The 11,888-nt window shown below is 34.8% G+C and carries 11 protein-coding genes; 5 read left to right on the plus strand and 6 right to left on the minus strand.

Features of this window, described 5'->3' with window-relative positions:
* The 5 genes from SLW70_RS10585 to gcvT all read right to left on the minus strand — a co-directional run bounded on the left by SLW70_RS10585 (window position 1) and on the right by gcvT (window position 7,112).
* Complete coding sequence (locus SLW70_RS10585) at window positions 1-1,608, minus strand: glycoside hydrolase family 3 protein (protein WP_320888338.1); 1,608 nt, start codon at window positions 1,606-1,608, stop codon at window positions 1-3.
* 185 nt (window positions 1,609-1,793) lie between these two features.
* Window positions 1,794-3,062, minus strand: coding sequence for an MFS transporter (locus tag SLW70_RS10590; RefSeq protein WP_320888339.1), 1,269 nt, complete (start codon window positions 3,060-3,062; stop codon window positions 1,794-1,796).
* Window positions 3,055-4,653: a glycoside hydrolase family 10 protein gene (locus tag SLW70_RS10595; RefSeq protein ID WP_320888341.1), complete on the minus strand. Its 1,599-nt coding sequence runs from the start codon at window positions 4,651-4,653 to the stop codon at window positions 3,055-3,057. The genes SLW70_RS10590 and SLW70_RS10595 overlap by 8 nt, the downstream gene beginning before the upstream one ends.
* 255 nt (window positions 4,654-4,908) lie before the next feature.
* Window positions 4,909-5,622, minus strand: coding sequence for a YebC/PmpR family DNA-binding transcriptional regulator (locus tag SLW70_RS10600; RefSeq protein WP_320888342.1), 714 nt, complete (start codon window positions 5,620-5,622; stop codon window positions 4,909-4,911).
* Window positions 5,623-6,029: 407 nt separating this feature from the next.
* Window positions 6,030-7,112: a glycine cleavage system aminomethyltransferase GcvT gene (gene gcvT, locus SLW70_RS10605; RefSeq protein WP_320888343.1), complete on the minus strand. Its 1,083-nt coding sequence runs from the start codon at window positions 7,110-7,112 to the stop codon at window positions 6,030-6,032.
* 131 nt (window positions 7,113-7,243) lie between these two features.
* Between gcvT and SLW70_RS10610 the strand changes: the two genes are divergently transcribed.
* The 4 genes from SLW70_RS10610 to SLW70_RS10625 all read left to right on the plus strand — a co-directional run bounded on the left by SLW70_RS10610 (window position 7,244) and on the right by SLW70_RS10625 (window position 9,841).
* The gene (locus SLW70_RS10610) at window positions 7,244-7,369 is read left to right on the plus strand and encodes a hypothetical protein (RefSeq protein WP_320888344.1); all 126 of its coding nucleotides are present in this window, start codon (window positions 7,244-7,246) and stop codon (window positions 7,367-7,369) included.
* Complete coding sequence (locus SLW70_RS10615; RefSeq protein ID WP_320888346.1) at window positions 7,356-8,207, plus strand: NAD(P)H-hydrate dehydratase; 852 nt, start codon at window positions 7,356-7,358, stop codon at window positions 8,205-8,207. Before SLW70_RS10610 ends, SLW70_RS10615 begins: the two co-directional genes overlap by 14 nt.
* A 92-nt stretch (window positions 8,208-8,299) precedes the next feature.
* On the plus strand, window positions 8,300-9,340 hold the full coding sequence (gene guaC, locus SLW70_RS10620; RefSeq protein ID WP_320888347.1) for a GMP reductase: 1,041 nt from the start codon (window positions 8,300-8,302) through the stop codon (window positions 9,338-9,340).
* 3 nt (window positions 9,341-9,343) lie between these two features.
* On the plus strand, window positions 9,344-9,841 hold the full coding sequence (locus SLW70_RS10625) for a GNAT family N-acetyltransferase (protein WP_320888349.1): 498 nt from the start codon (window positions 9,344-9,346) through the stop codon (window positions 9,839-9,841).
* Window positions 9,842-10,054: 213 nt separating this feature from the next.
* Here the strand turns inward: SLW70_RS10625 and SLW70_RS10630 are convergent, their stop codons facing one another.
* The gene (locus tag SLW70_RS10630) at window positions 10,055-10,624 is read right to left on the minus strand and encodes a pentapeptide repeat-containing protein (protein ID WP_320888350.1); all 570 of its coding nucleotides are present in this window, start codon (window positions 10,622-10,624) and stop codon (window positions 10,055-10,057) included.
* A gap of 449 nt (window positions 10,625-11,073) precedes the next feature.
* Between SLW70_RS10630 and SLW70_RS10635 the strand changes: the two genes are divergently transcribed.
* Window positions 11,074-11,793, plus strand: coding sequence for a hypothetical protein (locus SLW70_RS10635; RefSeq protein ID WP_320888351.1), 720 nt, complete (start codon window positions 11,074-11,076; stop codon window positions 11,791-11,793).
* The last annotated feature ends 95 nt before the right edge of the window (window positions 11,794-11,888 follow it).

Here is an 11,888-nt window from a genome sequence, read left to right on the forward strand (position 1 = left end):
TTATAGGTTGTGTAAACTTGGAATTGATACAGGTAAACTGCCTTTTGTTTTTGTATTGTTTAGTAGCTGATTTGCAGCTATTTCTTGAAATTCGGTGAAATCTTGATAAACTTGAATGATACCCTTAGCGGAAGCCAAATTAGGAATCACTTGTAAAGCATACGGATTTCCAAAAACATACAAGATACATTTTTTGGTTGAAAAAAGACGGTCTAACAGCGCTAAAACCGAATCTTCGATTTCAAAATTGTTGTAAGGTTTAGCTTTGGGAACGAATAATGCGATTGCAAGCGTGTCTAAATTTTCTATTTGGTTTTCTAAAGATACGATGTTATCTGCTGAACCATTTTCGAGGAAAAAAGAAGCTGTATTTAGTTCTTTGGCAACTGTCTCTGAGAATACACAACTTCTGTCTTTGTAAAGGCTAATTACAGCAAATTGGTTTTTTTTAGCACTTTTTGTAATGGTTGTATAATTGTCAGTGTTTTTTATAGTGCTAATGCTCTGTTGTGCTATTTTTCGGTTTAAGTTGGATGTTGTGACAAAGTTTAATTTACCTTCAGGTTGTGTTTTTCCTTTTAAGATACCCACTTTTTCTTTGCAACGCATTAGTCGTTGGTAGCTCGCTTCGATACGTTCTGATGTCGCATTTTTAAGGATTTCTTGAATGCCTTCAGGAACATTTTCGGCAAAGCATAAAACGTCATTTCCAGCATTGAAAGCTTCCCACTCTAGTTGTCCTTTCTTATCGTATAATTTGGAAACACTGTGCATGTTCAACGCGTCAGAAATAACTAAACCATCGTATTTTAGTTGCTCTCGTAATAATTTTTCAATAATATTTTTGGATAAGGTTGCTGAAGTGTTTTTACCTTCATTTAAAGCGGGAACAGCCAAATGTCCAATCATAATCGAATCGACTTGATTGTCGATTCCAACGATAAAAGGATATAATTCGTTAGCTAATAATTCTTCTAAGTTTTCCTCTAATATAGGTAATCCTAAATGCGAATCGACATTTGTGTTTCCGTGACCAGGGAAATGTTTTAGACAACCTAAAACGCCTGAATCACTCATCCCTTCTAGATATTCCACAGCAAAACGCGCTACTTTTTCTTTGTTTTCACCAAAGGAACGATACCCAATCACGGGATTGTCAGGGTTGTTATTAATATCAGCCAATGGAGCCAAATTATAATGAATCCCCGCGGTTTTTAGGTCTAAACCGATTTGTTTTCCTAATTCGTAAACCAAATTGGATTGGGATTCAGGCAAAGCTCCCAATGTAATCGCATACGGATATTGTGGTGTTTTTTCCACTCGCATGGCTAATCCCCATTCGGCATCAATACTCATTAATAGGGGAGTTGAAGCGCATTTTTGGTAACGAACAATCAGTTCTTTCAAGCGATTGTAACTATCGTCATTGAACTCGACTTTTTTCTTGCTCTCATAATTCGTGGCAGCACTGGCGCGCGAATGAAAAAAAGTCAATCCGCCTATATGATGCTCCCGAATCAAACGTTCGGTAGCTTGAATGTTTTCTTCGGTATCATTGATGAAAACCGCAGGAAAAAAGAATTGTCCTATTTTTTGTTCTAATGTCATAAAAACGTTTATTTAAACACGAAGGGCACAAATTTATATTTAAACATATAAGTCATGTAAGTTTTAATTAACCGCAAAGAGCACTAAGTTTTTCGCAAAGTTCAAAAATTTTTAAATTCTTATTTGCACTTTTTTATTTTCTTGTTAAGTTTAAAAACTTATATGACTTATATGTTTAAGGATTTTTAATCAATTTTCTTCCCGAAATCCTTAGGGTAAATCAAAAATCGCGACAAAATCAATCCTGGAATCGTAGCTAAGAACACCCAGATAAAGAAATTACCGTATCCTAAATAATCTTGAATATAGCCACTCAACATTCCTGGTAACATCATTCCTAATGCCATAAATCCAGTAGCGATGGCATAATGTGATGTTTTTGATTCGCCTTCAGCCACATAAATTAAGTACATCATAAAAGCGGCAAAACCAAAGCCGTAACCAAATTGCTCTGCAATCACAGTAGCATAGATGTAATAGATAGATGCAGGATGAAAATGAGCTAGCAAAATAAAACCAATAATAGGTAAGTGCATTGTTAAAATCATTGGCAACATCCATTTTCCAAGACCGTCTTTAGAGATGGCAATTCCACCAAGAATTCCACCAATAGTAAGAGCTAAAATTCCAAAAGTTCCATATATAACACCGACATCTTGAGTGGTAATACCAAGGCCTCCCACGTTAATATCGTCAATTAAAAAAGGTGTCAACATCTTTAATAATTGAGATTCACCTAAACGAAATAATAAAATAAACGATAGTACTAATCCTATTTGTTTCTTTTTGAAAAAACTAGCAAAAACTAAGGCGAAATTTTTCTTAGAATCGGAATAAGTGGTTTCTTTTTCGCTGGCTACTTCGGTTCTTGGTGTGGTGAAATAATTGTAAATCGTTAATAGCGTCATTATTAATCCCACGATAATCATAGTGTAAGACCAAGCCTTATGTTTGTCGCCATATTCTTGTTCGAGGTATCCTCCAATAATAACAATCAATCCGTTTCCGGTTAACATCGAAAGGCGGTAAAAGGTACTTCTGATTCCAAGGAAAAAGGATTGTTCCTCTTTTTTTAATGCCAATAAATAAAAACCATCACTGGCGACATCATTCGAAGCCGAAGCAAATGCTGCCACCCAAAACACCGCTAAACTAATCATGAAAAACTGATTCAGAGGGATTGTAAAACCAACGACCAAAAAGGCAATGGATATCAATAATTGCATGGCTAAAAACCATTTTCGTTTGGTGGAATATAAATCAATAAACGGACTCCAGAGTGGTTTTATTACCCATGGTAAATACAATAAACTCGTGTAAATTCCGATATCTTCATTGCTGATACCTAGGTTTTTATACATGATTACCGAAACAGATATTATAATAGCATACGGTAATCCAGAAGCGAAATTTAGAACAGGTATCCAGTACCAAGGATTGTGTTTATTACTCATGGTGTAAAGTGGTTTGAATTTTAGAATTCGTTTTTGGAGTCTTGGTAGTTGTTACTTTTTTTACCACTGTAGCTTCACTTTCATTTCCGTAGTAATCAATAAATGAAATAGCACAAGCATTGTGTTTCTCTAAATAACATTTTGGAATTTCGAATGTCAAAGCAGCCTTTTTTTCTTTCAATTGAATTTTATCAACGATGTATTTTGGATGGTTTGTATCGATTTCGTTTTGGTTTTTGGCACCATAAACAAGTAGGTATCGTATTTTACTTTTTTCTGGATATTTGATTGTAATCGTACCTTTGTCTGATTCTTTGTCAATATTAATATCCCAAACTTCAGGATAATCTTCGACCTTCATTTTAGATTGTGGAACCACATTTGGTAACGCAGGATATTTATATTGATTGTTTATTAAGATATCAGTTACGGCTTTGTTATTATTGTTAAGAAACCATTTGGCACTAAAAAAACCATTCCCTTGTATGTTAGGATAACTTCTGTTTAAATCGATTTGGTTTGGAATTTCCATCGGATTGTTCCACTTTTTATCCGAGTCGGTATTGATTTTATAGGTACTGTTTCCAATGTAAATTGCGGTATTACCATTTGTGTTTTCAGACCACCATTTTAATAATTTTGAGTAAGAAGCTGTTTTGTGCTCAATACTCCAATACAGTTGTGGTAATAAATAATCAATCCAACCGTATTCCATCCAAGCCATTGGATCAGCAAATAAATCATCGTAGTTAGTTTGACCAGATTGGGTGTCAGAGCCTCGAGGGTCAACTGATTTGTTTCTCCAAACTCCAAACGGACTGATGCCAAATTGTACCCAAGGTTTTAGTTTTTTGATAGCGTAGTTTGTGCATTTTACATAGTTGTTCACGTTTTGGCGTCTCCAATCTGCTAGTGATAAGCCGTTACCATATTTTCTATAAGAAGCGGAGTCATTAAAGTCTTGTCCTGCAATTTTATAAGGATAAAAATAGTCGTCAAAATGAACAGCATCAATGTCGTAATTTTTAACTACTTCATCTACTACAGCAACCAAATGATTTTGTACTTCAGGTAAGCCAGGGTTGTAGTAATATTTCTCACCGTATTTAATCATCCATTCGGGATGTTTAATCATATCATGGTTAGGACTTAGGGTTTCTTTTTTTAAGTCAAAAGTAGCTCTGAAAGGATTAAACCAAGCGTGAAATTCAAATCCACGGGCATGAGTTTCATTAATCATCCATTCAAGAGGATCGTAATAAGGGTCTGGTGCTTTGCCTTCTTTACCTGTTAAATAACGAGACCAAGGCGCTAATTTTGATGGATAAAAAGCATCACCTACGCTACGTATTTGAACAATAACAGCATTGTAATTCAGTTTTTTGTAAGTATCTAGTATTTCGATAAAATCGGCTTTTTGTTTTGCAACACCATCAAGACTAGTTTTTGGCCAGTCAATATTAACAACAGTTGCTATCCATACTGCTCTAAATTCGTTTTTAGGATGCATAGTATTTACTTGTGCTTGAGTAGCTGAAAAAAGTACTGTTAAAAAGAAAGAAAGTACCGCTGCTGAAAAGTTTTGGGTCATTGTCCAGATGTTTTTTATCAATTTCAAAAATAGTTTTTTTAGAGAAGTTTATGAGGGTAAAATGAAATTAAATTTCTCTAAATATAAGTAAGCAATTTCTTTGCCAAATAAATGGATTGATGGATGATTTTAGACAAAAAAAAACTCTAGCGTAACTAGAGTTTTTTAAGTATTTGTCTTGTAATTTGAAATAACGATACGTGAATTAGATCGTTATGTAACAAAAAACAATTTATGTGTATTTAGGTGAAGTGGTTAAGCTTCTTCCATAGTGTGATAAACATTCATCACATCATCATCTTCTTCTAATTTTTCGATTAGTTTTTCAACATCAGCCATTTCAGCTTCGGTTAATTTTTTTGTAATTTGAGGAATACGCTCAAAACCTGAAGAAAGAATTTCTAGATTTCTGGCTTCTAATTCTTTTTGGATAGTTCCAAAACTATTGAAAGGAGCGTAAATCAAGATTCCGTCTTCGTCTTCAAAAACTTCTTCGGCACCAAAGTCGATTAATTCTAACTCTAATTCTTCAGCATCAATTCCTTCTTTTGGAATACGGAAGTTACAAGTGTGGTCAAACATAAATTCAACAGAACCTTGTGTTCCCATTGTACCATTGCATTTGTTAAAATAACTTCTCACATTCGCAACTGTTCTGTTGTTGTTGTCAGTAGCAGTTTCTATCAAAAGTGCAATTCCGTGTGGTGCGTAACCTTCGAATAATACTTCTTTATAGTTGGCAGTGTCTTTGTCTGTTGCTTTTTTGATGGCGCGTTCCACATTGTCTTTCGGCATATTAGCTGCCTTAGCATTTTGGATTACGGCTCTTAATCTCGAATTAGCATCAGGATTTGGACCACCTTCCTTAACGGCCATTACGATGTCTTTCCCAATTCTTGTAAATGCTTTAGCCATCGCTGACCAACGTTTCATTTTACGCCCTTTTCTAAATTCAAATGCTCTTCCCATTTCTGATTATTATTTTTTAATGCGGAGCAAAAATACAATTATTCCGCAAGTTTTAAAATGATTTATTATTTGTCTAGAGTTTTAGGAACACAGATTAAAGAAATCAAAGAAATTTAAAAAATCTCGTCGTCTGCTTCAACTGCTTATATGTTCTTCAATTTCTTGTATGTTTTTAAATCACACAAGCCAGTAAAAAAACTTCTATGACTTATATGTTTAAACTTTTTGAAACACAGATTAAAGAAATTAGAGAAATTTAAAAAATCTCGTCGTATGCTTCAACTGCTTATATGTTCTTCAATTTCTTATATGTTTTAAATCACACAAGCCAGTAAAAAAACTTCTATGACTTATATGTTTTAAAAAAAACTTAGCTCCTCAGTAACTCAGTCCCTCAGCACCTTTCTTTACTTCTTATAAAATGGCAATTTCACCACCTTGGCCAAAGCATCTTTTTTACGAATACGAATATAGATATCGCTATCAACTGCACTATTTTCGATAGTTACATAACCAAGTCCAATTCCTTTATTTAACGAAGGCGACATGGTTCCTGATGTTACAATTCCGATTTCGTTTCCATTGGCATCTACAATTTCATAATCATGACGCGGTATAGCACGTTCTTGCATTTCGAAACCAATTAATTTTCGGCTAACACCTGCTTCTTTTTGTTGTTTAAGATTTTCTGAATTGGTAAACTCTTTATTGAATTTGGTAATCCAACCTAATCCCGCTTCAATTGGCGAAGTGGTATCGTTGATGTCGTTTCCGTACAAGCAAAATCCCATTTCAAGGCGTAAAGTATCACGAGCGGCTAATCCAATTGGTTTGATGCCAAAAGCAGCACCCGCCTCAAAAACCTTATTCCAAATTTGTTCTACTTCACTGTTTTTACAATAAATCTCAAAACCTCCAGCACCTGTATATCCAGTAGCCGAAATAATTACATGTTCGATTCCAGCAAAATCACCCACTTCAAAATGGTAATAAGCAATCGCACTCAAATCAACTGAAGTCAAGGATTGCATCGCTTCAACGGCTTTTGGCCCTTGAATGGCTAATAGGGAATAATCGTCCGATAGATTTTTCATTTCGACACCCATATCATTTTGGCTCGAAATCCATTCCCAATCCTTATCAATATTCGAAGCGTTAACGACTAATAAATATTGTTCGTCTTTGATTTTGTAAACCAATAAATCATCAACAATACCACCAGTAGCATTAGGTAAACATGAATATTGTGCTCTTCCGTCAGTTAAAGTAGAGGCATCATTTGAAGTCACTTTTTGAATCAAAGCCAATGCATTAGAACCTGATAGTAAAAATTCCCCCATGTGCGAAACATCAAAAACACCCACTGCATTACGTACCGTTTCGTGTTCAGCATTGATTCCTTCATACGAAATAGGCATATTGTATCCTGCAAAAGGAAGCATTTTGGCGCCAAGACCTTCGTGTATGTGCGTAAGAGCAGTATTTTTCATCGTGATTTTCTGTTTTTTTTGAAGGCGCTAATTTATTGCTTTTTTATGGACATACCAAAGCGAAAGCCATGCAGATATGCAGTCTTTTTTTAAGGAGCTAATCCAGCTGTCCGCTATATCTTTTCCTCCTTTTGAAAAAAAAGGAGGAAAAGGATGCCGCTTCCATCTGGGCTAGGGCATTTGGAATAGAATACACTTTTGTTATTCATTTTAAATTTGTAATTTCAAGTAAAATTGCACAAAATGAAAACACTTAAACCAATCGATAAAAGTGAAATTCTGAAACTTTATAAGCCTATTTCACCCACAACACACAAAGGATTGCAAGGGCATGCTTTGTTCATAGCAGGAAGTTATGGGAAAATGGGGGCAGCAGTTTTAGCTACTCGTTCGTGTATTAAATCGGGTTGTGGATTAGTAACTGCCTTCGTCCCTCGATGCGGTTATCATATTATGCAACTCGCAAACCCCGAAGTGATGGTTTATACAGATGATGTAGAAAGACGAATTTCAAATGTTAATGTAGGCATACATCCCAACGCCGTAGGATTAGGTCCTGGATTAGGCTTATCATCGCAAACCCAAAAAGCAGTTTTGAATTATTTGAAAAAAAACCACTACCCTTTAGTGGTAGATGCTGATGGATTAAATATTTTATCTAAAAACAGAGAAGGATTGGCACTGTTACCTCCAAAAACAATTCTTACGCCACATTTCAAAGAATTAAAAAGGTTAATTGGAGATTGGCAAACTGAGGACGAAAAAATTGACATGACAATTTCTTTTTCTAAAAAATACAATGTCATTGTCGTTGTAAAAGGAGCTCCTACACTCATTATAGATGGTTCTCATATCTACAAAAACACTACTGGGAATGCAGCCTTGGCTACAGCTGGAAGTGGAGATGTTTTAACGGGGATTATTACCAGTTTATTGGCACAATCTTACGAACCCATCAATGCAGCCATTATCGGTGTTTATCTTCATGGTCTTACTGCTGATATTGCTTTGCCCGAAATGGGAGTACAATCGTTTATTGCTTCAGATATTATCAATTATTTAGGGCAGGCATTTTTAAGCATAGAAAAAACGTAATTGTTAATAAATTAGGGATTAGTTTCAATGGCAATATAAAGGCTTTCTTTTTCAAAATCGGTATATTTGGGAGTAATCAAAACTTCAAACGGATGAGAATAGAAACCGACCTCAAATTAGGATTCAAAGACGTGATGATTAGACCCAAACGTTCTACTCTTAAAAGTAGAGCTCAGGTGGATTTAGAACGTACTTTTAAATTTTTACACAGTACAACAACTTGGACAGGTATTCCCATTCTTGCAGCCAATATGGATACCGTAGGGACTTTTGAAATGGCATTGGCTCTAGCCAAAGAAAAACTTTTCACTGCTATTCACAAGCATTATACGTTAGAAGAATGGACACAATTTTTTAGTCGATTATCTCCTGAAATGTATGATTATATTGCCATTAGTACAGGAACAGGTAAAAACGATGCTAAAAAATTAGCCGAAATTTTAGAAAAACTTCCAGCTTTAAAATTTATTTGCATTGATGTTGCCAATGGTTATTCTGAGCATTTTGTCAACTTTCTCAAACAAACGAGGAAATCTTATCCTGATAAAGTAATTATTGCGGGAAATGTGGTCACAGGCGAAATGGTTGAAGAATTGTTACTCGCGGGTGCTGATATTATTAAAGTTGGTATTGGGCCAGGTTCCGTTTGTACGACAAGGGTAAAAACAGGTGTGGGGTATCCCCAACTTTCGGCTATCATTGAATGTGCTGATGCTGCACATGGTTTGGGTGGTCATATCATCAGTGATGGCGGTTGTGCTACACCTGGTGATGTAGCAAAGGCTTTTGGAGCTGGTGCCGATTTTGTGATGCTTGGCGGAATGCTGGCAGGACACACTGAAAGTGGAGGAGAGTTGGTTGAAAATAACGGAAAGAAATTCAAGCAGTTCTACGGAATGAGTTCGACTACAGCGATGCAAAAACATGTGGGAGGCGTTGCTGAATATCGTGCCAGCGAAGGGAAGACTGTTAAAGTTCCTTTTAGAGGTGATGTGATTGATACGATTTTAGATATTTTGGGAGGCTTGCGTAGTACTTGTACCTATGTTGGAGCATCTCGATTGAAAGAATTGACCAAGCGCACAACTTTTATTCGAGTAAGTGAACAAGAAAACAGAATTTTTAACGAATAAAGAATGGTTGTCATTGTCCCTGCAAGCATTCTAGATTTTGCTGTTATCGAAGCGATTGCTCGTAAAACTTGGCCGTTGGCTTACGGACAGATTTTGTCCGAAGAGCAAATGGAGTATATGTTGGATTCTTTTTACTCAGTGGAAAAACTAAAGGAAAATGTAGCGCAATCAGGGCATTATTTTGTATTAGCTAAAGATGATAATGCTGTTGTTGGTTTTGCTTCCTTCGAGCATGATTATAATGGCGAAAAGGCAACCAAAATTCACAAACTCTACCTTTTGCCTGAGACACAAGGCAAAGGTATGGGCAAGAAAATCGTTGATTATATTGCTGATTCGGCTCTTAAAGCAAAATCCCAATCCCTATTATTAAACGTCAATCGATTTAATAAGGCGTTATTTTTTTATCAAAAAATAGGTTTTTCGATTATTCGAGAAGAGGATATTGACATTGGTCAAGGTTATTTGATGGAGGATTATGTAATGGAGAAAAAGTTATAGTTTATAACCCGTAGATGACAAGGATTAAACAGATTATCACAGATTGTTTTTTAGCATTTGTAGCAACACCAAGTATTCTGAAAAAATACTTAATCTTGTTTCTGGTTGGTTCTAGTTAGGAGTAATTGTTAAAATCTTTGTGCCTTAGCGCCGTCGTGGTAAAAAAAAATTAGTGTTCTTAGTGCCATTCTTAGTGTTCTTTGTGGTTAAGCCTTATTCCACGATAACATCATGTTTAAATAACAGCCCTTTTAAATATTCTAAGGAGAAAACAGCCTTTTTGAGTTTGGTAGTTTTTGGGTTAATGGTGTAATTTCGACTAGTTGAAAAATCTACTTTATTAGCTGTAGCTTTATCAAATTCGGCGCGATATAAGTCGCAATTTGTAAAGGAAACTGCAGTCAAATCTGTTTGCATGAAATCGACCGCTATCAAACTACAGTTGGTGAAAGTGGTACCTTTCATTTTGAGTGCATAAAATTTAGAGAAATCCAAAATACAATCTTTAAAATGGATTTCAAAAATGAATTTATCCGTCATTGCAAAATTAACGTCAATGATTTGGCACTGATTAAAATAAACTGTTCTAAAAGCAACATGATTGATGTTGGCATTGTTGAAATTACAATTGGTAAAAGTACAATCGATAAAAGTAATAGCTTTGAAATTGCATTGGGTGAAATCGCAATTTGTAAAAATACAAGCTTCAAATTCTTTGAAATTGAGTTCTTCCTCTTGGTAGAAAATGGTGTTATAGTTTTGGTCGAGGAAGTATTCGGGCATTCTTTTTTTTTTGTAAAAGTAATGAAGTGTCTTTTGATTTTAGGATTTTTTCCGCAGAATATTTTTTAACAGTTTTTGCTGTTATGTTGAATTGTTTGATAGGAAGAAGCAATAATCCGATGCTAAGATTCTGATCCTAAAACATCTTGAATAGTGACTTTGTACCCGCAAAAATCAGTACGATTATATGTTAGTTGGGGATGCCTAAACATTTAAAATAGTTGATTTTACTGAGTTTTAATGTAGTATAGAGCAGCTTTATATTTAAAAAAAACATATGTGGTAGTATTAGAAACATGACTGACTTTTGTGTTTTATCGAAAAAGGTATATTTACCATTCAACAATTTATGTTTTAAGGGGTGTACTAGAAAAATGTATTGAATATTTCATTTTAAGTTTCACAACTTGAAATAACTAACTATAATTAAATAACTAAACTAGATTATTATGAAGAAAGAAATGAAATTAATTTTTGTATTTATGTTGACAATTTTCTTGTCAGGAAAAGGAGTTGCTCAAGAAGTCGAAAAAGTATTATATGTAAAACCAGTTGCAGTAAAATACACTAAGGGTGATAGCTATTCTTTTACAGTGGGGTATGTAGTAAATGAAGACCGTGATGTAAATTTTGAACTAACTCAAGGTCCAGAAAAGTATTGGTTGAGTAAAAAAGTACCCGTAAAAAAAGGTCGTGGAATACTTGAAATAAAACTTGATGTAGTGAAGCCAATTCCAGTTGGTGATGGATATCGATTAATGTTGGCGCTAAGAGAGCGTAATGGAGACTGGAAAACAACCATATCTTCTGTGGTTCTTTACAATGTTGAATTTGTAGATGAAGAATTTCGTTTTGCAGATAATGCTTCATTTTCTCCTTTGACTCCTAATGTTCTTCAAAGTGCTGAAGTATTGGATTTTGAGATTGATTGTCAATTTAGTAAAGAACAATATGTGCAGGTTGCGGTATGGAGTGGTAATAACTGGATTTCATCTTCACCTAAGATGAAAGTAGCTCCAGGAAATAGTACGCAAGAGATAAGTGTTCCGGTAAAAACAGCTTTAGAAGGTAGTAATCACCGATTTGTATTAAATTTTGGTACTGAAAAAGACTTTGAAAATAAAAAAACAAAATCTAAAGAAATTACAGGAATAACTTTTAAAAATTAATATTAAAAGCTGTACAGCTAACATTAAGTCTTTTAATTCCTGGAATCGGATTTACACAAAACAATAATGTGTCTATTGATTTCCTTTCCCTGATG

It is taken from the genome of Flavobacterium sp. NG2 (assembly GCF_034119845.1).
Classification (GTDB): Bacteria; Bacteroidota; Bacteroidia; order Flavobacteriales; family Flavobacteriaceae; genus Flavobacterium.

What these genes read in the sequence shown, in the direction of transcription:
- SLW70_RS10585 (WP_320888338.1), bottom strand. Translation starts at nt 1,608, where the DNA reads ATGACATTAGAACAAAAAATAGGACAATTCTTTTTTCCTGCGGTTTTC.
- SLW70_RS10590 (WP_320888339.1), bottom strand. Translation starts at nt 3,062, where the DNA reads ATGAGTAATAAACACAATCCTTGGTACTGGATACCTGTTCTAAATTTC.
- SLW70_RS10595 (WP_320888341.1), bottom strand. Translation starts at nt 4,653, where the DNA reads ATGACCCAAAACTTTTCAGCAGCGGTACTTTCTTTCTTTTTAACAGTA.
- SLW70_RS10600 (WP_320888342.1), bottom strand. Translation starts at nt 5,622, where the DNA reads ATGGGAAGAGCATTTGAATTTAGAAAAGGGCGTAAAATGAAACGTTGG.
- gcvT (WP_320888343.1), bottom strand. Translation starts at nt 7,112, where the DNA reads ATGAAAAATACTGCTCTTACGCACATACACGAAGGTCTTGGCGCCAAA.
- SLW70_RS10615 (WP_320888346.1), top strand. Translation starts at nt 7,356, where the DNA reads ATGAAAACACTTAAACCAATCGATAAAAGTGAAATTCTGAAACTTTAT.
- guaC (WP_320888347.1), top strand. Translation starts at nt 8,300, where the DNA reads ATGAGAATAGAAACCGACCTCAAATTAGGATTCAAAGACGTGATGATT.
- SLW70_RS10625 (WP_320888349.1), top strand. Translation starts at nt 9,344, where the DNA reads ATGGTTGTCATTGTCCCTGCAAGCATTCTAGATTTTGCTGTTATCGAA.
- SLW70_RS10630 (WP_320888350.1), bottom strand. Translation starts at nt 10,624, where the DNA reads ATGCCCGAATACTTCCTCGACCAAAACTATAACACCATTTTCTACCAA.
- SLW70_RS10635 (WP_320888351.1), top strand. Translation starts at nt 11,074, where the DNA reads ATGAAGAAAGAAATGAAATTAATTTTTGTATTTATGTTGACAATTTTC.